The organism is Mycobacterium paragordonae (assembly GCF_003614435.1).
GTDB lineage: Bacteria > Actinomycetota > Actinomycetes > Mycobacteriales > Mycobacteriaceae > Mycobacterium > Mycobacterium paragordonae.
On the sequence record NZ_CP025546.1, the window covers coordinates 6,242,219 to 6,266,262 of the forward strand.

A 24,044-nucleotide genomic window follows, 5' to 3' on the forward strand; every position below is an offset into this window, starting at 1 on the left:
TGACTTACAGAAAGACTAGAACACGTTCCGATTTGTGTCGAGCAGGGTATTCCTGCGGCTGGTAGAGATGCGAATCGGGTTTTCTATAACATGTTCTAGTTGATACCGAAGAGAGGAAGCGCCTTGACCGAGGCGGATCTGGACCGAGCGCCCGACGAGCCCCTGGGCGACCATGTTTTGGAGCTGCAGATCGCCGAGGTTGTCGCCGAAACCGACGACGCGCGGTCGTTGGTGTTCGAGGCACCCAGCGATGCACCCGTGCCGGCCGAGCGGCTGCGTTACGCGCCCGGTCAGTTCCTGACGCTGCGGGTGCCCAGCGACCGCACCGGCTCGGTGGCCCGCTGCTACTCCCTGTGCAGTTCGCCGTTCACCGACGACGCGCTGACGGTGACCGTCAAGCGGACCGTCGACGGTTACGCGTCCAACTGGCTGTGCGACCACGCCCACAAGGGCATGCGCATCCACGTGCTGGCCCCCTCGGGCACTTTCGTGCCCAAGACGCTGGACGACGACTTCCTGCTGCTCGCCGCAGGCAGCGGGATCACCCCGATCATGTCCATCTGCAAATCGGCGCTGTCGCAGGGCAGCGGTCAGGTGACGCTCGTCTACGCCAACCGCGACGACCGCTCGGTCATCTTCCGGGACGCGCTGCGCGAGCTGGCCACCAAATACCCCGACCGGCTCACGGTGGTGCACTGGCTGGAGTCGCTGCAGGGACTGCCGAGCGCGGCCGCGCTCGCGTCGCTGGCCGCCCCGTTCACCAGCCGGCCGGCCTTCATCTGCGGGCCCGGCCCCTTCATGGAGGCGGCACGCCTGGCCCTGGAAGCGCTGAAAGTTCCTGCGCAACAGGTGCACATCGAGGTGTTCAAGTCCCTGGAGTCGGATCCGTTCGCGGCCGTCAAGATCGAGGACGACGGCGACGAGGCACCGGCGACCGCGGTGGTGGAACTCGATGGCGAAACCCACACCGTGTCCTGGCCGCGCAGCGCCAAGCTGCTCGACGTCCTGCTGGCCCAGGGCCTGGACGCGCCGTTCTCGTGCCGGGAGGGCCACTGCGGCGCCTGCGCCTGCACCTTGCGCAGCGGCAAAGTGAGCATGGAGGTCAACGACGTGCTCGAACAGCAGGACCTCGACGACGGGCTAATTCTGGCCTGTCAATCTCACCCGGAATCTGATTCGGTAGAAGTGACCTACGACGAGTAGTCGCGGGGATAGGTTCTGCTTGGCGATCGGCGGGAAGGGGAGCAGGATGAAGCGGCTGTTACCGGGTCTGGCGCTGGGTGGGCTGCTGGTGGGGTTGACGCCCGCTCCAATGGCTTTGGCCGCCAGCAATACCGCGACCACGCTCTTCCCGGTGGATGACGCAACCCAGATCCAGACGCACAGCTTCGTCGACTGCCACGGCAACGGCAGCTGCGACTTCGTCGCGGGGGCAAACTTGATGACGCCCGATGGACCGGCGGGTTTCCCGCCTGGCTTGTGGGCGCGCCAGACCACCGAGATCCGATCCAACAGCCGGGTGGCCTATCTGGATGCCCACGCGACCAGCCAGTTCGAGCGGGTGATGAAGACCGGCGGGGGCGACGTGATCACCACCGTCTACTTCGGCGAGGGACCGCCGGACAAGTACCAGACCACTGGCGTCATCGACTCGACGAGCTGGTCGACGGGCCAGCCGATGACCAACGTGATGGTCTTCGTGTGCACCCACATGCAGGTGGTCTACTCGGGCGTCAACCTCACCTCGCCCAGTACCTGCGCGCAGACGAACTTCGCTTGATTCGCCGAGATTGCCATCACGGCTGCGACTGGACGCCGAACTACGGCCGTAGCGGCCATCTCGCGGTGAAGCCGATCTACCGCGGCAACCCCAACAACCGCTCCGCAGCCACGGTGAGCAAGATCTGCTCGGTTCCTCCGGCGATCGTCAAACACCGCGTATTCAAGAAGTCGAACACCGCGCGGTTGCGCACCAGCCCGCCGCCATCTGACACGTCCATGGTGAATTCGGCTAGCTCCTGCCGGTAGCGCACCCCGATCAACTTCCGCACGCTGGACTGCGCACCGGGGTCCTTGCCACCGACGGCCAGCATGGCGATGCGCTGGTCCAGCAGTGCGCCGGCCTGCGCCAGCAGAATCAACCTGGCCAGCCGATCCTGTTGCGCCGCATCGAGATCCAGCCCGGCCAGTACCCGTAGCAGCTCTTCCATGGGATTACCCAAGGCGGTTCCGCTGGCCATCGCGATCCGCTCGTTCGCCAGTGTGGTGCGGGCCAGCCGCCAGCCGTCATTGACCGAACCGACCACCATCTCGTCGGGCACGAACACGTTGTCCAGGAAGACCTCGTTGAAAAGCGAGTCACCGGTGATCTCGCGCAGCGGCCGGATCTCGATCCCCGGCGCCTTCATGTCGACCAGAAAGTAGGTGATGCCTTTGTGTTTCGGCACCTCCGGGTCCGTCCGGGCCAGGCACACCCCCCAGGCGGCCTTCTGCGCGGCCGACGTCCAGACCTTCTGCCCGGTGAGCAGCCAGCCACCGTCTCCGCGCACGGCTTTGGTGCGCAGCGACGCCAGGTCTGACCCGGCGCCCGGCTCGGAAAACAGCTGACACCACAGGAAGTCACCACGCAGCGTCGCGGGCACGAACCGCTCGATCTGTTCGGGCGTGCCGTGCTCGAGGATGGTCGGCGCCGCCCACCACCCGATCACCAGGTCCGGCCGCTCGACTCCGGCTGCCGCCATCTCCTCGTCGATCAGCAACTGCTCGGCCGGCCCCGCCCCACGCCCGTACGGCGCCGGCCAGTGCGGCGCCTGCAGCCCGGCCTCGGCCAGGGCCACCTGTCGCTTCTCCGCCGGCAGCGCGGCCACCTCGGCGACGGCCGCGGCGATCTCGGGGCGCTGGCCCTCGACCTCAGTCAGGTCGATGGACAGTTTGCGCCGCACGCCTTCCTGGGTCAGCGCGGCGACCCGGCGCAGCCAGTGTTCCAGTCCGCCCAGGAATCGGCTGATGCTGTGGGCGCGGCGCAGGTAGAGATGCGCGTCGTGTTCCCAGGTGCAGCCGATTCCGCCGAGCACCTGAATGCAGTCTTTGACGTTGGCCTTGGCCGCGGCGATCCCGATGCTCGCGGCAGCCGCCGCGGCGATGGCGAACTGCGACGAATCCGATTCGGAGGCCGCCCTGGCCGCATCACTGGCGGCCACCTCGGCCTGCTCGGCGCGGCACAGCATCTCCGCGCAGATGTGCTTGATCGCCTGGAAACTGCCGATCGGCTTGCCGAACTGCTCGCGCACCTTCGCGTAGGCGACGGCGGTTTCCAGCGCGTACCGGGTCACCCCGGCGGCTTCGGCGGCCAGCAGGGTCGCGGCCAGGTCGCGCAGGCCGGGAGCCTCCACCACCGTGGCCGCCACCGACGTCAGCTCCACCCGTGCCAGCGGCCGGGAGAAGTCCGCGGCCTCCAACGGTTCGAGCGCCACCCCGTCGGCGTCCAGATCGATGAGCACCCACGAATCGCCGGCGGGCGCCAGCAACATCCCGCCGGCCGCGGCGCCGAGCGCAAAAGGAATTGAACCGGACGCCGCCTGTCCGTCCAGGGAAACGCCGCCCTCGAGCGCCAGCCCGGCGAAGCGTTCACCGGACATCAGCGCGTCCAGCACCCCGGGATCGGTGACGACCAGGGTGGCCAGCGCCGTCGTGGCGACCGGCCCCGGCACCAGCGCCTTGGCGGCCTCTTCGACCATGGCGCACAGGTCGCTGATGCTGCCGCCGGCGCCGCCGGCGTCCTCGTCGACCGCGACTCCGAAAAGCCCGAGGTCGGCAATTCCGGCAAACACCGGGCGCCACGCTTGCGGGTCACCCTGCTCCACAGCGCGGACGGCCAGGCTCGCTGTCTCCCCCGACACGGCGCTGCGGGCCCAGTCGCGCACCAGCTCGCGTGCCGCGAACTGTTCATCGGTGACGGTCGCTACCACCAGCAGTCCTCCGCGTCATCAAATTCACATACCAAGATATCTTTTCTCTACACTAGAACGTGTTCTAATAGTGGAACCGATCGACCGTCAAGTCGGTGGTCATCAGGCCAGTACACGACGTTGGCCCGGCGTTAGGGAGGTGGGAGATTTCCGCGAAGAATGCGTATCGTTTGCGATCGAATCGCCCGCACGAGGAGCTGCCTGCCACATGTCGCCCGACGGCCAACCGCGCGAGGTTGTGAACATGGCCGTACTGGCTGAGTCCGAGCTGGGCTCGGAAGCACAACGCGAGCGCCGCAAGCGAATCCTGGACGCCACCATGGCGATTGCATCGAAGGGCGGTTACGAGGCCGTGCAGATGCGTGCGGTGGCGGACCGTGCCGACGTGGCGGTCGGGACGCTCTACCGCTACTTCCCGTCGAAGGTGCACCTGCTGGTGTCGGCGCTGGGCCGCGAGTTCAGCCGCATCGACGCCAAGACCGACCGTTCCGCGATGGCGGGCGGCACGCCGTTCGAGCGACTGAGCTTCATGGTGGGCAAGCTCAACCGCGCGATGCAGCGCAATCCGCTGCTGACCGAGGCGATGACGCGCGCGTACGTTTTCGCCGACGCGTCGGCGGCCAGCGAGGTGGATCAGGTGGAGAAGCTGATCGACAGCATGTTCGCGCGCGCCATGAGCGACGGCGAGCCGACCGAGGACCAGTACCACATCGCCCGGGTGATCTCGGACGTGTGGCTGTCCAACCTGCTGGCCTGGCTCACCCGTCGCGCCTCGGCCACCGACGTGAGCAAGCGGCTGGACCTGGCCGTGCGCCTGTTGATCGGCGACCACGAGAACTGCTAGGCCGGTCGCCGGGGGCACCTCCCGCTTGAGGGGGGGACTGGTCGCGACAGTTCGGCTAGGCGGGCGGCCCCGAGGTACGCCCCCGGATCAGTTCGGTGGGGAGCAGTTCGACCGCGGGCAGCCCGGACCGCGGCGGCTTGAGCACCAGTTCACCCGCCCGGCGGCCCTTCTGCAGGCTCGGCTGCGCGACCGTGGTCAGGCCGCGGCTCAGCGCGTCCTCGACACCGTCGAACCCGGTGACCGTCAGTTGCCCGGGCACGTAAATGCCATGTGCGCGAAGGTAATCCATAGCCGACAGGGCCAGGATGTCGGCCGTGCACATCAGCGCGGTGATGCGGGGATTCGCTTCCAGGGCCACCTTGGCGGCGTCGCCGCCGGAGGTCGGCAGGTGCTCGTAGCTCTCCACCACGGTCAGCGAGTCGGGATTCACGCCGGCGGCCGTCATCGCCTCCCAGACACCGATGATGCGTTCGCGCTGCACGTCGAAGGTCGGCGAGTTCAGCCGTTCGGGGTCCACCAGGCCCTGCCGCCGGTCCCGGCCCAGCCGCATGGTCAGCAACCCGATCTCCCGGTGCCCCAACCCCAGCACGTACTCGGCCAGCTCGCGCATCGCCGCCCGGTCGTCGATGCCCACCCGGGACACCCCCGGCAGGTCCACCGGTTGATCGACCACCACCACCGGTAACCGCCGCTGCAGGACCACCTGCAGATACGGGTCGTCGTCGCGCACCGAATAGACCACGAACCCGTCCACCCCGGCCCCCAGCACGGCCGACGTGCCGTCCTCGATGCTGCGGTTGGGACCCACCGCCACCAGCAGCAGTCCCTGTCCCAGCTCCTCACACGACTGCGCCACTCCCGCAACGAAATCGCGTGCGGCCGGGTCGCTGAAGGAGTAGGTCAGCGGTTCGGTCATCACCAGACCGACCGCGCCGGCCTTGCGGGTGCGCAGGGAACGCGCCACCGGGTCGGGTCCCGCGTAGCCCAGCCGCTTGGCCGTCGCGAACACCCGGTCACGGAGTTCTGGCGAGAGCTGATCCGGCCGGTTGAAGGCGTTCGAGATCGTGGTGCGCGACACTTTGAGCTCGGCTGCCAACGACGCCAGAGTCGCCCGCCTGCGCGGTGTGGGACTCACGTTCGGTGACGCTACAGCGGATCCCCGCGGCCGCATCGACCGACTTTCTAATGGAAACGATTTTCATTAGTATTATGGGTCGGCCAACCGGCCCAGCGAGAGGATGCGACGTGCGGATGTGGCTTGCGGTCTGCCTGGCCTGCTGCGCCGCACTGACAGGTTGCGCGACCGGCGGCGCACAGCACCCGGGAGCGGTCGCCGTGGTGTCCTCCACCGACGTGTGGGGCAGCGTGGCGCACGCCGTTGCCGGCGGTCACATCGCCGTCAAGTCCATCCTGACCGGCGCCGACACCGATCCGCACTCCTACCAGGCCTCCCCCGCCGACGCGGCGGCGCTGGCCGACGCCGACCTGGTGGTCTACAACGGCGGCGGATACGACCCCTGGGTCGACCGGGTGCTGGCCGGGCACCCCGGAATCCACGCCATCGACGCCTACTCATTTCTGGGGCCGGTGAACGAAGCACCCGACGAGCACGTGTTCTACAACCTCAATGTCGCCAAGGCGGTGGCCATCACCATCGCGGAGCGGCTGGCGATGATCGACCCGCCCAATTCAGCGGACTATCACGCCAACGCCGCTCAGTTCGGCCGCGGCGCCGACGCGATCGCCGACGCCGAGCGCGAGATAGCCACCGCACACCCGTCCGCCGGTGTCATCGCGACCGAGCCCGTCGTGCACTACCTGCTGACCGCCGCGGGACTGATCAACCGCACCCCCGTCGGGTTCGAGGTGGCCAACGAGAACGACGCCGATCCCGCTCCGGCCGACATGGCATCCGTCCTGGACTTGATCAACCAGCGGCAGGTGGTGGCGCTGTTGGTCAATCCGCAGACCGCCACCGCCGCGACCGTCGACCTGCAGGCCGCCGCCCGCCACGCCGGCGTGCCGGTGACCGAGGTGTCCGAGACCCTGCCGTCCGGATCCGATTACCTGACGTGGCAGCGCAATACGGTCACCCAGCTGGCGACCGCGCTGCAGTCGGGCAGCTGACCGATCGTGAGCCCCGTTGTTGCGCTGACCGGCGCCCGGCTTGCCTTCGGTGACCGGGTGCTCTGGGACCACCTCGATCTGTCGGTGGCGGCCGGTGAGTTCGTCGCGGTGCTGGGACCCAACGGAACCGGCAAGACCTCGCTGCTGAAGGTGTTGCTCGGGCAACAGCCGCTGAGCGCCGGCACGGCCAAGGTGAACGGCCCCGTCGGCTATGTGCCGCAACATCATCCGATCGACCGCGAGGTGATGCTGCGCGGACGCGACCTAGTCGGTCTCGGCGTGGACGGGCATCGGTGGGGCGCGTTGCCGCTCCGCGCCCCGGACCGGGCCCGCCGACGTGACGCCGTGCGACTGGCCCTGCACCAGGTCAACGGTGAACGGCTGGCCGGCATCCGGGTCGGGCTGATGTCCGGCGGCGAGCTGCAGCGGGTGCGCATCGCGCAGGCGCTGGCCAGCGACCCGGCGTTGATGCTGGCCGACGAACCCCTGCTCACCCTGGACCCGGCCAACGCGAAACTGGTCGCGGAGCTGATCAACCGCCGTCGGCATGACGCCGGGACGGCCGTCATCGTGGTCACCCACGAGCTCAATCCGATGCTGCCGTACGTGGACCGGGTGCTGTACCTGGTCGACGGACGCTTCCGCATCGGCACCGTCGAGCAGGTCATGACCGCACAGACGCTGTCCGCGCTGTACCGGGCTGACATCGAGGTGGTCAAGGTCAAAGATCGCTACTTCGTCCTAGGCGCTCCGGAAGGCGCACCGGACGGGCAGGTCTGATGAACGAGCGCCTGACCGAGTTGCTGGACCGCCTGTTCGCATTCGACCTGACCGCGCACCTGCTCCGGCATGACTTCGTGCAGCAGGCCCTGCTCGCGGGGGTCCTGCTCGGTCTGGTGGCAGGACTGATCGGACCGTTCATCGTGATGCGGCAGATGTCGTTCGCCGTGCACGGCTCGGCCGAATTGTCTTTGACCGGAGCGGCGTTCGCGCTACTGGCGGGTTTCGACGTGGGCGTCGGCGCACTGGTGGGCAGTGCGCTGGCGGCGGCCTTATTCGGCATCCTGGGTCAGCGCGCCCGGGAGCGGGACTCGGTGATCGGCGTGGTGCTGGCCTTCGGCCTGGGTCTGGCGGTGCTGTTCATCCACCTCTATCCGGGCCGAACCGGGACCAGCTTCGCGCTGCTCACCGGCCAGATCGTCGGGGTCGGTTACTCCGGGCTGCTCATGCTGACGGTGGTGTGTGCGTTGGTCATGGTGGTGCTGGGCGTCTGCTACCGCCCGCTGCTGTTCGCCACGGTCGATCCGGACGTCGCGGCCGCCCGCGGCGTGCCGGTGCGCGTGCTGGGCATCGTGTTCGCCGCACTGGTAGGTGTGGTCGCCGCGCAGGCCGTCCAGATCGTCGGCGCGCTACTGGTGATGTCGTTGCTGATCACTCCGGCGGCCGCGGCCGCCCGGGTGGTCAGCGCGCCGGCCGCGGCGATCGCCACCTCGGTGTTGTTCGCCGAGTTCGCCGCCGTCGGCGGCATCGTGTTGTCGCTGGCGCCGGGTGTTCCGGTGTCGGTGTTCGTAGCCAGCATCTCCTTCCTCATCTACCTGTTTTGCTGGTTACTCGGGCGACGCCGCTGAACAGCATTTAAGCTGGTCGAACGCTCGCGAACAGGGGCGCGGGATTGGGGGGAAACCAGTGCGCTTGCAGATCGCGGTGCTGGCCGGTGCGTGCATGCTGCTGGCCGGTTGCACCGACGTCGTCGACGGCAGCGCTGTCGCCGGGGAGAAGGCCGGCTTGGCCAACCAGACGCCGATACCGGTGAGCGCGCTTGACGACCTGATGCTGGACGCCAGCCAGATCAACAGCGCGCTCGGCGCCACGTCGATGAAGGTCTGGTTCCAGGCCAAGGTGATGTGGGACTGGAGCAAGAACGTCGACGACAAGAACTGCCTGGCCGTCGACGGCGCGGCGCAGGGCAAGGTCTACGAGGGCACCGGGTGGACGTCGATGCGGGGGCAGCGTCTCGACGACAGCATCGACGACTCCAAGAAGCGTAAGCACTACGCGATCCAGGCCGTGGTCGCCTTCCCGAATGCCCAGGACGCCAGCAACTTCTACAACTCCTCGGTGCAGAGCTGGAAGTCGTGCGCCAACCGCCGGTTCAACGACACCAGCCCCAACCAACCGGCCACCGTCTGGTCGGTGGGTGATGTGACCAGCGACAACGGCATGCTGACCAGCTCGCAGGTCCAGGAGGGCGGGGACGGCTGGAGCTGCCAGCGCGCCCTGACCGTCCGCAACAACCTCGCCATCGACGTCGTCACCTGCGCGTACACCGTCAGTGGTCCCTCCGCGACCGACATCGCCAACCAGATCGCCACCAAGGTCGCCAAGCTGTAAGCGGTCCGGCCTTCTAAGCTGGCGAGGTGGCCCGCATTGACCTCAACGCCGACCTGGGCGAAGGATTCGGTGTCTGGCAACTGGGCGACGACGACGCCATGCTCGGGATCGTCAGCAGCGCCAATGTGGCGTGCGGTTTTCATGCCGGCGACCCGGCCGGGCTGCTGCGGGTGTGCCGGTCGGCCGCCGAGCGCGGGGTGCGGATCGGCGCACAGGTGAGCTACCACGACCTGGCCGGGTTCGGCCGGCGATTCATCGACGTCTCCGCCGAGGACCTGCTGGCCGACGTGGTCTTCCAGATCGGCGCCCTGCAGGCCATCGCGCAGGCCGCCGGCTCGGCGGTAGCCTACGTCAAACCCCATGGGGCGCTGTACAACTCGATAGTCTCGCATCGCGACCAGGCGGCTGCGGTCGCCGAAGCGGTTGCGACGGTGGATGCTTCGTTGCCGGTGCTGGGCATGGCGGGTTCGGCGTTCTTCGACGAAGCCGACCGCCGCGGCTTGCGCACGGTCGCCGAGGTGTTCGCCGACCGCGCCTACCAACCGAACGGCACACTGGTCCCCCGCCGGGAACCCGGTGCGGTGCTTGATGACCCGACGGTCATCGCGCACCGGGTGGTGAACATGGTCAATGCGGGCGAGGTGACCGCGACCGACGGGACGGTGTTGCGGGTGGCGGCGGAATCGGTTTGCGTACATGGCGATTCGCCCGGCGCCGTGCAGATTGCGGCGGCGGTGCACGAGCAGCTCCGCACCGCCGGGGTCGAGATCGGATCATTCTGCTGATGCGACTCAAACTCGGGCGTCCCGACCTTGCCCAGCATGCCCACCGATTCAATGTGCCATCGGCAGAACAAGATTCACCGCTGTGGGTGACCTGGATGGGGGTTGCCACGCTACTGGTCGACGACGGCACCTCGGCCTTGATGACCGACGGCTATTTCTCCCGCCCCGGTCTGGCGGCGGTGGCGGCCGGGAAGGTGGCGCCGTCACCGGCCCGCGTCGACGGATGCCTGGCGCGGGCGAAGGTATCGCGGCTGGCCGCGGTCATTCCCGTGCACACCCATATCGACCACGCGCTGGACTCCGCCCTGGTGGCCGACCGCACCGGGGCCAGGCTGGTCGGCGGTGAATCGGCGGCCAACCTGGGTCGCGGATATGGTCTCCCGGCCGAGCGGATCGTCGTCGCGGTGTCCGGTGTGCCAATGACGTTGGGCGCCTACGACGTAACGCTGATCGAGTCGCACCATTGCCCGCCCGACCGGTTCCCCGGCGTGATCAGCGCTCCGGTGCGACCGCCGGTGAAGGCGTCGGCCTACCGCTGCGGCGAGTCATGGTCGGCGCTGATCCAGCACCGGCCGTCGGGCCGGCGGGTGCTCATTCAGGGCAGCGCCGGTTATGTCCCGGGTGCCCTGGACGGCATGAGTGCCGATGTCGCTTATCTCAGTGTCGGGCAACTCGGTCTGCAGCCGCGGTCCTACATCACCGAATACTGGGATCAGACGGTGCGGGCCGTGGGCGCGCGCCGCGTCGTCGGCATCCACTGGGACGACTTCTTTCGTCCGCTGACAGAGCCGTTGCGGGCCTTGCCTTTTGCGGGCGACGACTTGAACGTCTCGATGCAGATGCTGGACGAGCTGGCCACGCGGGACGGGGTGGACCTGCAGCTGCCCACGGTCTTTCGGCGCGAAGACCCCTGGGCATAGACGTTGCTGCTGATCCTTTCGCTGGTGTTGCTGGCGGTCGTCCTCGGCTTCGCGGTTGCACGCCCCAGGGGCTGGCCGGAGGCCGCGGCGGCGGTCCCGGCGGCGGCCGTGCTGATCGCCGTCGGCGCGATCTCGCCGCATCAGGCCTGGGCCGAGGTGTCCGGACTGGCCCGGGTTGTCGCCTTTCTGGGCGCCGTGCTGATGCTGGCCAAACTGTGTGACGACGAGGGCCTGTTCGAGGCCGCCGGCGCGGCAATGGCGCGGGCCAGCTCCGGGTCCCACGGATTACTTCGCCAGGTGTTCGTCATCTCCGCCACCATCACCGCGGTGCTCAGCCTCGATGCCACCGTGGTGCTGTTGACCCCGGTGGTGCTGGCCACCGTGCGCCAGCTGCGGACCCCGGCGCCGCCGTACGCGTATGCCACCGCTCACCTGGCGAACACCGCGTCGCTGTTGCTCCCGGTGTCGAACCTGACGAACCTGCTCGTCTACCGCGGCGCCAACATTTCCTTCACCAAGTTCACCCTGCTGATGGCGCTGCCCTGGCTCAGCGCCATCGCCACCGTCTACCTGGTCTTCCGCCTCTTCTTCGCCCGGGATCTGCGCACTCAGCCCGATCCCGAACATTCCACGCCCCCGCCGCGACCGCCGGTCTTCGTCCTTGCCGTGGTGGTGCTGACGCTCGCGGGATTCGCCGTCGCCGAGTGGTTGGACATCGCACCGGCCTGGGCAGCGCTGGCCGGTGCTTCGGTACTCGCGGTGCGCAGCCTGCGGCACCGCCGCACCACGGTCGGCGAGATCGTCGCATCCGTGAACATCCCGTTCCTGGTGTTCGTCCTCGCGCTGGGCATCGTCGTGCAAGCCGTCATGCTCAACGGGATGACCGCCAAGATGTCGGCGCTGGTGCCGCAGGGATCCGGTTTGGCCGCGCTGCTGGGCATCGCGGCGCTGGCCGCCGTGCTGGCCAACGTCGTCAACAACCTGCCCGCCACGCTGGTGCTGGTGCCGCTGGTCGCGGCCAGCGGACCCGCGGCCGTGCTGGCGGTGCTGATCGGGGTCAACATCGGCCCCAACCTCACCTACGTCGGTTCCCTGTCCAACCTGTTGTGGCGACGGGTACTGCGCCAGTACCAGGTGCAGGCCGGAGCCGGCGAATACACCCGGCTCGGCTTGTGCACCGTGCCTGCCGCGCTAGTGGTGGCGGTGCTCGCGCTGTGGGCGAGCGTCCAGGTCTTCGGCGTCTAGCCGGGACCCGCTTTCGGGCGCCTAGGCCTTCGGGCGCGAGCAGACGCAAAATCGCATGAATGCGCAGCTTCTCATGCGATTTTGCGTCTGCTGGCCGTACTACCCGGCCGCCGGCGGCCTCGTCATGAACGTCAGCCGGTGCCCGTACGCGGGCGTCCGGCGGCCGTTGCCGGCATTGACGAACTGCCCGAACGGCGGTGCCACCGGCATATTGCTGCCGACGGCCCCTTCTGCCGCTGCCGAAATCGAGGTGGCGTTGCCAATCGCCGTCACTCCCTGGCCGGCCGGGGCGGTCGCCGAGGTCCAACTCACGGGCACCGACAACTTCCCGATCGGAACCGAGTTACCCAGCCCCCCCGCCACTCCACCGACGCTGCTCGACAACTTGGGCAACGCCGCGGCCGCGCCCTCCGCGGCCGCCTCGACCTTCGGGAACACCGGAGCTACATCATTGGCAAAAGTGCCGAGCTTGGCGAAGCCGGCCATTTCGTCGCCAAGGAATAGCGTGCTTTGCAGCTCGTACGCCACCGAGTTCAGGTAGGGCGAGATGTACTTGCTGTAGAGCGGTACCAGGTCGTCCAACGGCGTGTTAGCGACAATCCACTGGTCGATCGCGTTGAACTGACCATTCAGCGGAGAAGAGAGCGTGTGCAGCACGTCGCCGATGCGTGGCATCACCTGTGATCCGATGCTGTTCAGTTGGGCCTGAACAGCTTGGCCGGCACCCTTGAACGCTCCGATGGCCTGGTCGACCACATTCAGCGGATCCGTCGCATCGGCGGGCTGGGGCAACTCATTCAGCTGAGTTGCCGCCGCCGAGCTGCCGGCGTAGTTGTACATCGCTGCCGCGTCCTGAGCCCAGAACTCCATGTAAAGAGCCTCGGTGGCCGCGATCGCCGGAGTGTTGATCCCAAGAAAGTTGGTCGCGACCAGCGCTGCCAGCAGCGCGCGGTTGGCCGCGATCACCGGCGGCGGAATCGACGCCATGAACGCCGTGTCGAAGGCCGCCGCGGCCGCGAACGCCTGGCTGGCGGCCTGTCCGGCTTCCTGAGCACCGCTGTCCAACCAGGCGATGAACGGCGTCACCGCCGACAGCAGAGACTCCGACGCGGGCCCCAGCCACGGACCGTTGGTGAGCTCGGTGATCACGGACCGATGTCCCGCCGCGGCGGCCTCGAAGTCGCCGGCCAGGCCACTCCATGCCGCTGCCGCAGCCAATAAGGGACCGGCCCCCGGACCAGCGTAAATACGCCCAGAGTTGATCTCGGGCGGCAAAACCCCGTAGTCGACCATCGCGTGTTATCCCCGTTGCGGTGATCGGGCCGGTCAGCCGGCGGCCGGCGGCTTTGCCATGACCGAGGGCTTGAAGCCGTATTGCGGCAAGTTGCGCCCATAACCCCCGTTGACGAAAGACCCCATCGGTGGCGCCATCGGAAAGCTGTTGCCGGTTTCGGCCGCCGCCGGAATTGCGCTGGCGATGCCCGGATTGGTGGTGGCGTGCCATGGCACCCAGTTCGCCGGCACCGACAGGCCCCCGATAGGCAGGGCTTTGCCCAGGCTGCCGGCTACGCCACCGAGACCAGCGCCCAGGTTGCTCGCGGCCTGCCCAGCCCCGGACGCAGCCGCTGCCGCCGCAGGCGCAGCCGCCGAGGCGGCCGCCTTCGCGGCAGCCGCGGCATCCTTGTTCAGCGTGTTCGCAATGCCGGCGAGGCCCGTGAAACCGCTGGTGTTCTGCCCGATCGTCTGCGTCGACTGGGTTAGAGCCGCGACTGAGTTGATGTAGGGCGAGATGTACTTGCTGTAGAGCGGCACGATGTCGTCGAGCGGGGTGTTGGCCGCGATCCAGGCGTCGATCGCCGGGCCCTGGCCGTTGAGCGGCGTGGACAGGGTCTTCACCACATCGCTGACCCTCGGGTTGATCGACGCGGTCAGGTCGTTGATCGGCTTCTGCACGCCCGAACCCAAGTTCTTGACCGCCGACCAGGCTTGGTCGTAGACCCCCATCGGGTCCACCGCATCGGCCGGTGCCGCCAGCGGGGACAACTGAGTTGCCGCTGCCGCACTGCCCGCGTAGTTGTACATGGCTCCCGAATCTTGCGCCCAGAACTCGCCGTACTGGGCCTCCAGCATCGAGATCGCCGAACTGTTCTGGCCGAGGAGATTCGTGGCCACCAACTGCTGCAGCATGGCGCGGTTGGCCGTGATCAGCGGCGGCGGGACGCTGCCTGCGAACGCCCTCTCGTAGGCAGCCGCTGCGGCGGCCGCCTGCGACGCGGTCTCAGTGGCCTGTTCCGAGCTGCTGCTCAGCCAGGCGATGAAGGGTGAGACAGCCGAAACCAGCTTTGCCGAGGCCGGACCTAGCCACGGCCCGCTCGTCAGGGTTTCGATCACCGAGCGGTGCCCCGAGGCCGCGGCCGCAAAGTCTGCGGCCACGTTGTTCCACGCGACCGCCGCGCTCACCAGCGAAGCCGCCCCGGGCCCGGCGTAGATCCGCGCTGAGTTGATCTCGGGCGGCAGCATTCCGTAGTCCACCATTGTTATGACTCCTCTATCGCCTCAGGCCGCTCAGTGGGCCAACGCGGCGTTGGCCGCCTCGGTCTCGGCGTAGCTTGCCCCGTTAGTGGCCAGGTTGGCCGCGATCATCGCCTGGATCCTGGACGCCTGCGCGCTCAGTTCCTGGAACCGCTGGCCGTGCGTGGCGAACTGGGCGGCAGTAAGGATCGACACCTCGTCGATGGCCGCGGGAATCACCCCGGTGATGGGTCCGGCAGCGGCTGCGCTGCCCACGTTCATCGCCGCACCCAGGGACTGCAGGGTGCTTGCGGCGGCCGTCAAGTGCTCGGGCAGTGTGCGTACAAAAGACATGAGAGTTCCTCCGGCGGTTGTGTGGGATTGGGGCTCAACACCCAGATGGGTTGTCCGTGTAGTGCCGTCGGACGGTGACGGCGGCTACCGGCTAGCGCTCAAGTTGACACCGGAAAGCGCGCGATAATACACCGCTAGCTGTCTCTGGTCCATCGTTTTTGGGCCACCCCATGCGAAAGACAGTAGATCCAAAGAGAAGACACAGAAACGGATAACGCCAACAATTCACCCCTTGCAAACTTTTGTTCAGCATGCGTTAAACAACTGGGCGGAATTTAAATCACGACCTGCGGAAATAGGGCTGACACAGCGGTCTGACGGGGTGCCGGGACTACCGGTGAAAATCTTTGAGTTCACTATGCCGAAACGATTCCTGTGAGTTCTCACAGAATCGGCGTCATCGGTTGGGACTTGTGCGGGGCCCAGGACGACGGACTGCCACGAATGTCCCCCGATTCCGAACCAGGCAGGTCCCTGGTTTTGACGGCCGGGACGGCCGGTCTCAGACACAGAGGCGCGCGGTAGCGCCGCTCAGCTCCTGCGCTGCCGCGCGATTTCGGCGAGCACCACTCCCGCCGCCACCGCCGCATTAAGCGACTCGGCCTGCCCGGCCATCGGGATGGAGACCACCTCGTCGCAGTTCTGCCGCACCAAGCGGGACAGGCCTTTGCCTTCCGAGCCCACGACGACGACCATCGGGTCGGTGCCGTCCAGGTCGTCCAGCACTGTGCCGCCACCCGCGTCCAGTCCGACCACCCGTAAGCCGCGATCGGCCCAATCCTTCAGTGTCCGAGTCAGATTGGTGGCCCTCGCTACCGGGATCCGGGCAGCTGCCCCGGCGCTGGTGCGCCACGCGACCGCCGTCACCGAGGCTGATCGCCGTTGCGGTATCACCACGCCGTGCCCGCCCAGCGCAGCCACCGACCGCACGATCGCCCCGAGGTTGCGCGGGTCAGAAATATTGTCCAAGGCGACCAGCAACGCCGGCGGATTCTCCAGGGCGCTGGCAACCAGGTCGTCGGGATGGGCGTACTCATAGGGCGGAACCTGCAACGCGATGCCCTGATGCAGGTGGTTGGCCGTCATCCGGTCGAGATCGCTGCGGGGCACCTCGAGAATCGCGATCCCCTTGTCGGCGGCGCGTGCCACGGACTCGGTCACCCGCTCGTCAGCCTCGACACCGAGCGCGACGTAGAGCGCGGTCGCCGGAACCCCGGCGCGCAGGCATTCCACCACCGGGTTGCGGCCGAGCACCGTCTCGGCCTCGTCCACCGGCTTGGTCGACCGCTGCTGTTGAGGTTTAGCCCGTCTGGCCGCCGGGTGATTGGGGCGCATGTGCGCCGGCGGTGTCGGGCCACGGCCTTCCAGGCCGCGACGGCGCTGGCCACCGGAGCCGACGGTCGGCCCCTTCTTGGAGCCGGCCTTGCGGATCGCGCCCCGGCGCTGTGAGTTACCGGCCATCTACTTGCCGTCACCGCCCAGCGTCCACTGTGGCCCGTCGGCGGTATCGGTGACCTCGATGCCGGCCTGTTTGAGCCGGTCGCGGATCTCGTCGGCCAGCGCCCAGTTGCGCTCCTCGCGTGCCTTCTTCCGATTCCCCAGTTCGGCTTGGACCAGCACGTCGACCGCCGCGAGAGCGGCTGACGTCTCGTCGCGGGTCTCCCAGCGCTCGTCGAGCGGGTCGCAACCCAGGATCCCCATCATGGCGCGGATGGCGGACGCGCTCTGCAAGGCACCGTCGTGGTCGCCGGCGTCCAGGGCGCGGTTGCCGTCGGCGCGCGTGTGGTGAATCTCGGCCAGCGCCATCGGGACCGCGAGGTCGTCGTCGAGCGCGGCGGCGAATCGGGGGGTCCACTCACCGGGACAGACGGCACCCACCCGGCTGCGCACGCGGTGCAGGAATTCCTCCACGCCCACATACGCTTTGACCGCATCCTGCAGCGCGGTCTCGGTGTACTCGAGCATCGACCGGTAGTGGGCACTGCCGAGGTAGTAACGCAGCTCGGCGGGCCGCACCCGCTGCAGCATCGACGGGATGGACACCACGTTGCCCAGCGACTTGCTCATCTTCTCGCCGCCCATGGTCACCCAGCCGTTGTGCAGCCAGAAGCGGGCGAACCCGTCCCCGGCCGCCCGGCTCTGGGCGATCTCGTTCTCATGGTGCGGAAAGATCAGATCCATTCCGCCGCAATGGATGTCGAATTCCGGGCCCAGGTAGGTGCGGGCCATCGCCGAACATTCGATGTGCCAGCCGGGTCGCCCGCGTCCCCAGGGCGACGGCCACGACGGCTCGCCGGGCTTTTCGCCCTTCCACAGGGTGAAGTCGCGCTGGTCGCGCTTGCCGGTGGCCACACCCTCGCCCTGATGCACATCGTCGATCCGGTGACCGGACAGCTGGCCGTAGTCCGGGTAGCTGAGCACGTCGAAGTACACGTCACCCTTCGCCGGGTAGGCGTGACCCGTTTCAATCAGCCGTTCCATTAATTCGACCATCTGGGTGATGTGCCCGGTGGCCCGCGGCTCTGCCGATGGCGGCAGGACGTCGAGTGCGTCGTACGCCGCGGTGAACGCCCGCTCGTGGGTGGCGGCCCATTCCCACCAGGGCCGCCCGGCCGCGGCGGCTTTGTTCAGGATCTTGTCGTCGATGTCCGTGATGTTGCGGATGAACGCCACGTCGTACCCGCGGGCCGTCAGCCAGCGCCGCAGGATGTCGAAGGCCACGCCGCTGCGGACATGGCCGATGTGCGGCAGTCCCTGCGGGGTGGCGCCGCACTGGTAGATGGAGACGTGCCCGGCGCGCAGCGGCACGAAATCACGCACGGCTCCCGTCGCCGTGTCATGAAGCCGCAATTGGGCACGATCGGTCACGACGTGCCAGCTTACTGCCTGCGCCCGCAGCCTCCCGGCGGCCGGTGTTTATCGGAGCGGAATGACCAGCGCCGTCGCGATCGCGGCCAGGCCTTCGCCGCGGCCGGTGAGGCCGAGCCCGTCGGTGGTGGTGGCGGCCACCGACACCGGTGCGTTGAGCAGCCGGGAGAGCACCGCCTGGGCCTCGTAGCGGCGCCAGCTGATCTTCGGCCGGTTACCGATCACCTGCACTGCCGCGTTGCCGACCATGAAGCCGTTCTCGGTGAGCAGTTCGACGGCGTGGCGCAGCATCTCGGCACCGCTGACGCCCTTCCAGCGCGGGTCGTCGACACCGAACACGCCGCCGATGTCGCCCAGGCCGGCGGCGGAAAGCACTGCGTCGCACAGCGCATGGATGCCGACGTCGCCGTCGGAGTGCCCCGAGCAGCCGTCCGCGCTGGGGAACAGCAGACCCACCAGCCAACAGGGCCGCCCGGGTTCGATCGGGTGCACGTCCACGCCCATACCGACGCGCGGCATCTGCATCACTGGCGCACTATAGCCTTGGCCAGCATCAGGTCGAGCTGAGTGGTGATCTTGAAGGCGAGCGGGTCGCCGTCGACCACCTGCACCTGCCCACCCATGTGCTCGACGAGGGATGCGTCATCGGTGAAATCGCCGGCATCCGCGGATGCTTGCTGGAAGGCACGCAGCAGCACGTCGGTGGCGAATCCCTGCGGTGTCTGCACCGCGCGCAGGCCCGCGCGATCGGGCGTGCCCAGGACCACTCCGTTGGCGTCGACGGCCTTGACGGTGTCGGAGAGCCGCAAACCCGGCACCACCGCGCCGTGGCCGTCCCGCAGCGCGTCCACCACGCGCACGATCAGCGACGGTGGCGTCAGCGCCCGGGCCGCGTCGTGCACCAGCACGAACTCTGGCCCCGAGGCGTCCCTTGAGTCGGCCCCTGGGTCCATCAGAGCCGCCAAAGCCAGCCGCACGGAATCGGTGCGGCTGGCTCCGCCGGCCACGATGGTGGCGAGATGCCCCAGGATCAGTTTGGCCTCGTCGGTGCGATCCGGAGGGACCGCAACCACGACGGTGTCGACCACGCCAGAGGCACGCAGACCTTCAACGGCCCGCTCGACCAGCGACTGTCCTTCGAGTTGATAAAACGCCTTGGGTACGCCCGCAGCCAGCCGGCGCCCAGACCCCGCGGCCGGTACGACCGCGACTACATTTCCGTTCAGGAGGCGGCGGCCAGGACCTCGTCCAGGATGATGTCGGCCTTGGCCTCGTCGGTGCTCTCGGCCAGCGCCAACTCGCCGACCAGAATCTGCCGGGCCTTGGCCAGCATCCGCTTTTCGCCGGCGGACAGGCCGCGCTCCTGGTCACGACGCCACAGGTCACGCACGACCTCGGCCACCTTGTTCACGTCGCCGGAGGCGAGCTTCTCCAGGTTGGCCTTGTAACGACGCGACCAGTTGGTGGGCTCTTCGGTGTGCGGAGCGCGCAGCACCTGGAAAACCTTGTCCAGGCCTTCCTGGCCCACGACGTCGCGGACGCCGACGTATTCGGCGTTGTCGGCGGGTACTCGAACGGTCAGGTCACCCTGCGCAACTTTCAAGACGAGATACTCTTTTGGTTCCCCTTTGATGGTCCGAGTTTCGATCGCCTCGACTAACGCAGCACCGTGGTGTGGGTAGACGACGGTGTCACCGACCTTGAAGATCATATGATTCGAGCCCCTTTCGTTAGTTCATTCTAACACGCCGCCTAACAGTGTGTAGATCAACGGTGCAGGTCAGGGGCACGCTGCACGCAATTTAGGGGTTGACAGGCGGCCTTTGACGTGCAGTGGGGCCGCCCCGAGGCGCACCTGCGGGCGCGTCCGCACGGGCCCGGACGAGGCCACCCGAACGGTCAGCGGGTCGACACCGGGCATCCCGCCGCTACCGTCAGCGGTACCGTGCTACTACTCTGCATAGTTGAATTGCGCCTGAAATGCGACGGGGCCGACCCAGGAGGCATTGCGTGAACCACTCGAACATCCGCCTGCCGTTCCGCCCGGCAAAGCTGGCCGCGTGGTTGGCCGCTGTCGCGCTGGCCGTGGTCGCGCTCAGTGGTTGTGGAACCGGCCAGATCTCCCAGACGGCCGCCCAGGAGCCCGCCGTCAACGGCAACCGGGTCACCATCAACAACGTCGCACTGCGCGACATCCGCATCCAGGCTGCCCAGCCGACCGGCGACTTCCTGCAGCCCGGCAAATCGGTGGATCTGGTGCTGGTGGCGATCAACAACTCACCTGACGTCAACGACCGGCTGACCGGCATCACCAGCGACATCGGCAACGTGACGGTGTCCGGTGACGCCAAGCTGCCGGCCGGCAAGATGCTGATCGTCGGCACGCCGGAGGGACAGGTTGTGGCGCCGGGACCCGCCGAGGGCAACGGCGCGGCCAAGGCGACCGTCAACCTGTCCAAGCCGATCACCAACGGCCTGACCTACAAGTTCACCTTCAAGTTCGAGAAGGCCGGCGAGGCCAGCGTGCAGGTGCCGATTTCGGCCGGCATGCCTCAGATGCACGAGGGCGCAACCCACCCCTGACCGGGCCGTCGGCGTTCCTCCCGGGAACTGTCACCCCGTCCCGTTACCTTCACGGGGTGGCCAATGCGCGATCGCAGTACCGGTGCTCGGAATGCCGCCACGTAAGCGCCAAGTGGGTCGGGCGCTGCCTGGACTGTGGCAGCTGGGGGACCGTCGAGGAAGTGGCCGTACTGGCCGCTGTCGGCAACGGCAAGCGCTCGGTGCCGTCCGGTGCGCCGGCCGTCCCGATCAGCGCGGTCGAGGCGACTAAGAGCAGACACCGATCCACCGGGGTGGACGAACTCGACCGCGTGCTGGGCGGCGGCGTGGTTCCCGGCTCGGTGACGCTGCTGGCGGGCGATCCCGGCGTGGGCAAGTCGACGCTGCTGCTCGAGGTCGCCCACTGCTGGGCGCAGCGGGGACGGCGCGCGCTGTATATCTCCGGCGAAGAGTCCGCCGGCCAGGTGCGGCTGCGGGCCGACCGGATCGGCTGCGGCGGCACCGCCTTCGACGAGGTGTATCTGGCCGCCGAATCTGACCTGCACACGGTGCTGGGGCACATCGACACCGTGCGACCGGCGCTGGTGATCGTCGACTCGGTGCAGACGATGTCCACCACCGAGGCGGACGGCGTCGCCGGCGGCGTCACCCAGGTGCGCGCCGTCACGGCCGCTCTGACCGCGGCCGCCAAGGCCAACGGTGTCGCGATGATCCTCGTCGGGCACGTCACCAAGGACGGGGCCATCGCCGGCCCGCGCTCTCTCGAGCACCTGGTCGACGTGGTGTTGCATTTCGAAGGCGACCGCAACGGCGCGCTGCGGATGGTCCGCGGCATCAAGAACCGGTTCGGCGCCGCTGACGAGGTGGGATGTTTCCTCCTGCACGACAGCGGCATCGAAGGGGTCGCCGATCCGTCGAACCTGTTCCTCGACCAGCGGCCCAATCCGGCCCCGGGGACCGCGATCACGGTGACCCTGGACGGCAAGCGGCCGTTGATCGGCGAGGTGCAGGCGCTGCTGGCCACCCCGAACGGCGGCTCGCCGCGGCGGGCCGTGAGCGGCATCGACCACTCCCGGGCCGCGATGATCACCGCGGTGCTGGAGAAGCACGCGCAGCTGCGCCTTTCCGTCAACGACATCTACCTGTCCACCGTGGGCGGTATGCGGTTGACCGACCCCTCATCGGATCTGGCGGTGGCGACCGCGCTGGCCTCGGCCTACGCCAACCTGGCGTTGCCCACCACCGCCGTGATGATCGGCGAGGTCGGTCTGGCCGGCGATCTGCGCCGGGTGCACGGCATGGACCGGCGGTTGGCCGAAGCCGCGCGCCAGGGCTTCACCATCGCGCTGGTCCCGCCGGGTTGCAAGACCATCCCGGCGGGTCTGCGCGCCCTGAGCGCGTCCACCATCGTCGAGGCCCTGCAGCACCTGATCGGCATCGCCGAGCACCGCAGCGCCGCCGAAGTGGGGTTGCATCCACTCGACAGCCCCCGGTAGGGCTCCCCTCGCCCGGGCAGCCATAGCAGAATGCTGGCTGTGACACGTACGACCCTGCGTGAGGCCGTCGCCCGTTTGGCTCCGGGCACCGGGCTGCGCGACGGCCTGGAACGCATCCTGCGCGGCCGCACCGGTGCCCTGATCGTGCTCGGCCACGACGAGAACGTGGAAGCCATCTGCGACGGCGGTTTTCCGCTCGACGTCCGCTACGCGCCGACCCGGTTGCGCGAGCTGTCGAAGATGGACGGCGCGGTGGTGCTGTCGACGGACGGCAGCCGGATCGTCCGCGCCAACGTGCAGTTGGTGCCGGACCCGTCGATACCTACCGACGAATCCGGCACCCGGCACCGCTCGGCCGAGCGCGCCGCCATTCAGACCGGCTACCCGGTGATCTCGGTCAGTCACTCGATGAACATCGTGACCGTCTACGTCGGCGGCGAACGCCATGTGCTGACCGACTCCGCAACCATCCTGTCGCGCGCGAATCAGGCCATCGCGACGCTGGAGCGCTACAAGACCCGGCTCGACGAGGTCAGCCGCCAGCTGTCGCGGGCCGAGATCGAAGACTTCGTCACGCTGCGGGATGTGATGACGGTGGTGCAGCGCCTCGAGCTGGTCCGCCGCATCGGCCTGGCGATCGACTACGACGCCGTCGAACTGGGTACCGACGGCCGGCAGCTGCGGCTTCAGCAGGAGGAGCTGCTGGGCGGCAACGACATAGCCCGGGAGTTGGTCGTGCGCGATTATCACGCCAATCCGGAGCCGCCGTCCAAGGCGCAGATCGTCGACACGCTGAACGACCTGGACGGCCTGTCCGACACCGAGCTGCTCGATTTCACCTCCCTGGCCAAGGTGTTCGGGTACCCGACTACCGCCGAAGCGCAGGATTCGGCGTTGAGCCCGCGTGGCTACCGCGCGATGGCCGGCATTCCCCGGCTGCAGTTCGCCCATGTCGACCTGCTGGTGCGCGCGTTCGGCACGTTGCAGGGGCTACTGGCGGCCAGCGCCAACGACCTGCAATCCGTCGACGGCATCGGCGCCATGTGGGCCCGCCATGTGCGCGAGGGCCTGTCCCAGCTGGCCGAGTCGACGCTTACCGACCACTAGCCACCCTGCGCGGGCGGCGCCTCCGGCGGCGGCGCGAGGGCCGGTCCCGGGGCGGGCGCCGGGCCGGGCGGCTGCGGCGGCTGGTTCAGCACGAAGGGCAGCGGCTGCGAGCGCAGGTTGCCCAGCTGGACGACCAGGTTGTAGGTGCCCGGTCCGATCGCCGGCCGTGGCAGCGGGCACTTCGGCGCCGAACCCATACCCGTCCAGGTCACCGCGGTGGTGACCTGCTCGCCCGGAGTGAAGGTCTTGACCAGCGTCTCGTTGGACGGCGCGCAGTCCAGGTTGGACCACAGCCGCTTGTTGTCCAGCGAGTACACGTAGGCCGCCAGCACCGCGGCGCCGACGTCGCGCTTGCAGGAAACCAGGCCGATGTTGGTCACCACCATGGTGAATTTCGGCTGGTCGCCGATGTAGTACTGGGGTGAGTTGGTCAGCCCCTTGACGGCCAGCGTGGCGTCGGGGCAGTCGTCGCCGTCCTTGAGCACCGGCGGCGGCTGCACCGCGGCGGTGGGTGTGGCCGCTTCCGGGTTCACCACGCCGGGAGTCGCGCCCGGCGCGGGAGCCTCGGTCTGCCCGGCCGGCTGCTGCGTCGCAGGCGCCTGCGGCGCATTGGAGCCCGGATGGCTCTGAGCGGAGGCGGGCTTGTCAGCGGGTTTGGCCCCGGCGTTGCTACTGACGAAAGCGATGACGATGGCGACAGCAATCCCGACCACCACAACCGCGATGCCCAGGGCTAGTCCCCTGCGCCGCCAGTAGATCTCGGTAGGTAGCGGGCCACGCGGTTCCAGATCCAGCACATTTCCACGGTAGGGCCAGGTCACGCATCTTTGCCTGACCCGGCTCGGCGTGTCGCGGGGTTAGCTGGA

24 protein-coding genes are annotated in these 24,044 nt (G+C 68.1%); 13 read left to right on the forward strand and 11 right to left on the reverse strand.

Annotation, left to right across the window (positions count from 1 at the left end):
- The first annotated feature begins 123 nt into the window (after positions 1-123).
- The gene (locus C0J29_RS27840; protein WP_065047471.1) at positions 124-1,203 is read left to right on the forward strand and encodes a ferredoxin--NADP reductase; all 1,080 of its coding nucleotides are present in this window, start codon (positions 124-126) and stop codon (positions 1,201-1,203) included.
- 46 nt (positions 1,204-1,249) lie between these two features.
- Entirely contained in the window at positions 1,250-1,780 is a 531-nt protein-coding gene (locus tag C0J29_RS27845) for a hypothetical protein (protein ID WP_065047469.1), read from the forward strand.
- Positions 1,781-1,856: 76 nt separating this feature from the next.
- Here the strand turns inward: C0J29_RS27845 and C0J29_RS27850 are convergent, their stop codons facing one another.
- Positions 1,857-3,968 (reverse strand): acyl-CoA dehydrogenase family protein, encoded by a 2,112-nt coding sequence (locus tag C0J29_RS27850; RefSeq protein ID WP_065047467.1) that lies wholly within the window; start codon positions 3,966-3,968, stop codon positions 1,857-1,859.
- A gap of 244 nt (positions 3,969-4,212) precedes the next feature.
- On the opposite strand from C0J29_RS27850, the gene kstR reads away from it, so the two are divergent.
- Positions 4,213-4,812, forward strand: coding sequence for a cholesterol catabolism transcriptional regulator KstR (gene kstR, locus C0J29_RS27855; RefSeq protein ID WP_055577694.1), 600 nt, complete (start codon positions 4,213-4,215; stop codon positions 4,810-4,812).
- A 55-nt stretch (positions 4,813-4,867) separates the two neighbouring features.
- Here kstR and C0J29_RS27860 read toward each other — a convergent pair whose 3' ends face one another.
- Positions 4,868-5,947 carry an Rv3575c family transcriptional regulator gene (locus C0J29_RS27860; protein WP_065161582.1) on the reverse strand — a complete coding sequence of 360 codons (1,080 nt, stop codon included), beginning with the start codon at positions 5,945-5,947 and terminating at the stop codon, positions 4,868-4,870.
- A gap of 116 nt (positions 5,948-6,063) precedes the next feature.
- Here C0J29_RS27860 and C0J29_RS27865 point away from each other — a divergent pair, with 116 nt between their 5' ends.
- From C0J29_RS27865 to C0J29_RS27895, 7 genes are all read left to right on the forward strand, one after another.
- Positions 6,064-6,939, forward strand: coding sequence for a metal ABC transporter solute-binding protein, Zn/Mn family (locus tag C0J29_RS27865; RefSeq protein ID WP_120794210.1), 876 nt, complete (start codon positions 6,064-6,066; stop codon positions 6,937-6,939).
- Positions 6,940-6,945: 6 nt separating this feature from the next.
- The gene (locus C0J29_RS27870; protein ID WP_242460565.1) at positions 6,946-7,719 is read left to right on the forward strand and encodes a metal ABC transporter ATP-binding protein; all 774 of its coding nucleotides are present in this window, start codon (positions 6,946-6,948) and stop codon (positions 7,717-7,719) included.
- Positions 7,719-8,567 (forward strand): metal ABC transporter permease, encoded by an 849-nt coding sequence (locus C0J29_RS27875; RefSeq protein WP_120794212.1) that lies wholly within the window; start codon positions 7,719-7,721, stop codon positions 8,565-8,567. The genes C0J29_RS27870 and C0J29_RS27875 overlap by 1 nt, the downstream gene beginning before the upstream one ends.
- Positions 8,568-8,661: 94 nt before the next feature.
- The gene (locus C0J29_RS27880) at positions 8,662-9,330 is read left to right on the forward strand and encodes a sensor domain-containing protein (protein ID WP_120795008.1); all 669 of its coding nucleotides are present in this window, start codon (positions 8,662-8,664) and stop codon (positions 9,328-9,330) included.
- 26 nt (positions 9,331-9,356) lie between these two features.
- Entirely contained in the window at positions 9,357-10,115 is a 759-nt protein-coding gene (locus tag C0J29_RS27885) for a LamB/YcsF family protein (RefSeq protein ID WP_120794213.1), read from the forward strand.
- Positions 10,115-11,035, forward strand: a complete 921-nt coding sequence (locus tag C0J29_RS27890) for an MBL fold metallo-hydrolase (RefSeq protein ID WP_120794214.1) — start codon at positions 10,115-10,117, stop codon at positions 11,033-11,035. Before C0J29_RS27885 ends, C0J29_RS27890 begins: the two co-directional genes overlap by 1 nt.
- A gap of 3 nt (positions 11,036-11,038) precedes the next feature.
- Entirely contained in the window at positions 11,039-12,280 is a 1,242-nt protein-coding gene (locus C0J29_RS27895; RefSeq protein ID WP_065161589.1) for an SLC13 family permease, read from the forward strand.
- Positions 12,281-12,379: 99 nt separating this feature from the next.
- Here the strand turns inward: C0J29_RS27895 and C0J29_RS27900 are convergent, their stop codons facing one another.
- The 8 genes from C0J29_RS27900 to carD form a co-directional block, all read right to left on the reverse strand.
- Positions 12,380-13,573 carry a PPE family protein gene (locus C0J29_RS27900; RefSeq protein WP_120794215.1) on the reverse strand — a complete coding sequence of 398 codons (1,194 nt, stop codon included), beginning with the start codon at positions 13,571-13,573 and terminating at the stop codon, positions 12,380-12,382.
- Between the two features lie 33 nt (positions 13,574-13,606).
- Positions 13,607-14,815, reverse strand: coding sequence for a PPE family protein (locus tag C0J29_RS27905; RefSeq protein WP_065047448.1), 1,209 nt, complete (start codon positions 14,813-14,815; stop codon positions 13,607-13,609).
- A 30-nt stretch (positions 14,816-14,845) separates the two neighbouring features.
- Positions 14,846-15,145 (reverse strand): PE family protein, encoded by a 300-nt coding sequence (locus C0J29_RS27910; protein ID WP_065161591.1) that lies wholly within the window; start codon positions 15,143-15,145, stop codon positions 14,846-14,848.
- Positions 15,146-15,676: 531 nt separating this feature from the next.
- Positions 15,677-16,606: a 23S rRNA (guanosine(2251)-2'-O)-methyltransferase RlmB gene (gene rlmB / locus C0J29_RS27915; protein ID WP_120794216.1), complete on the reverse strand. Its 930-nt coding sequence runs from the start codon at positions 16,604-16,606 to the stop codon at positions 15,677-15,679.
- Positions 16,607-18,013, reverse strand: a complete 1,407-nt coding sequence (cysS, locus tag C0J29_RS27920; protein WP_120794217.1) for a cysteine--tRNA ligase — start codon at positions 18,011-18,013, stop codon at positions 16,607-16,609.
- Between the two features lie 48 nt (positions 18,014-18,061).
- Positions 18,062-18,541 carry a 2-C-methyl-D-erythritol 2,4-cyclodiphosphate synthase gene (gene ispF / locus C0J29_RS27925; RefSeq protein ID WP_120794218.1) on the reverse strand — a complete coding sequence of 160 codons (480 nt, stop codon included), beginning with the start codon at positions 18,539-18,541 and terminating at the stop codon, positions 18,062-18,064.
- Positions 18,538-19,239, reverse strand: a complete 702-nt coding sequence (gene ispD / locus C0J29_RS27930; RefSeq protein WP_120794219.1) for a 2-C-methyl-D-erythritol 4-phosphate cytidylyltransferase — start codon at positions 19,237-19,239, stop codon at positions 18,538-18,540. The genes ispF and ispD overlap by 4 nt, the downstream gene beginning before the upstream one ends.
- Positions 19,236-19,724, reverse strand: a complete 489-nt coding sequence (gene carD / locus C0J29_RS27935; protein WP_065047434.1) for an RNA polymerase-binding transcription factor CarD — start codon at positions 19,722-19,724, stop codon at positions 19,236-19,238. The genes ispD and carD overlap by 4 nt, the downstream gene beginning before the upstream one ends.
- 299 nt (positions 19,725-20,023) lie before the next feature.
- On the opposite strand from carD, the gene C0J29_RS27940 reads away from it, so the two are divergent.
- The 3 genes from C0J29_RS27940 to disA are packed head-to-tail and all read left to right on the forward strand — an operon-like array spanning position 20,024 to position 23,178.
- The gene (locus C0J29_RS27940; RefSeq protein WP_065047432.1) at positions 20,024-20,596 is read left to right on the forward strand and encodes a copper chaperone PCu(A)C domain-containing protein; all 573 of its coding nucleotides are present in this window, start codon (positions 20,024-20,026) and stop codon (positions 20,594-20,596) included.
- Positions 20,597-20,652: 56 nt separating this feature from the next.
- The gene (radA, locus tag C0J29_RS27945) at positions 20,653-22,071 is read left to right on the forward strand and encodes a DNA repair protein RadA (RefSeq protein ID WP_120794220.1); all 1,419 of its coding nucleotides are present in this window, start codon (positions 20,653-20,655) and stop codon (positions 22,069-22,071) included.
- A 30-nt stretch (positions 22,072-22,101) separates the two neighbouring features.
- The gene (gene disA / locus C0J29_RS27950) at positions 22,102-23,178 is read left to right on the forward strand and encodes a DNA integrity scanning diadenylate cyclase DisA (protein WP_120794221.1); all 1,077 of its coding nucleotides are present in this window, start codon (positions 22,102-22,104) and stop codon (positions 23,176-23,178) included.
- On the opposite strand, the gene C0J29_RS27955 is transcribed toward disA, so the two are convergent.
- Positions 23,175-23,975: a hypothetical protein gene (locus C0J29_RS27955; RefSeq protein ID WP_120795009.1), complete on the reverse strand. Its 801-nt coding sequence runs from the start codon at positions 23,973-23,975 to the stop codon at positions 23,175-23,177. The two genes, disA and C0J29_RS27955, sit on opposite strands and share 4 nt — an antisense overlap.
- Positions 23,976-24,044: the final 69 nt, after the last annotated feature.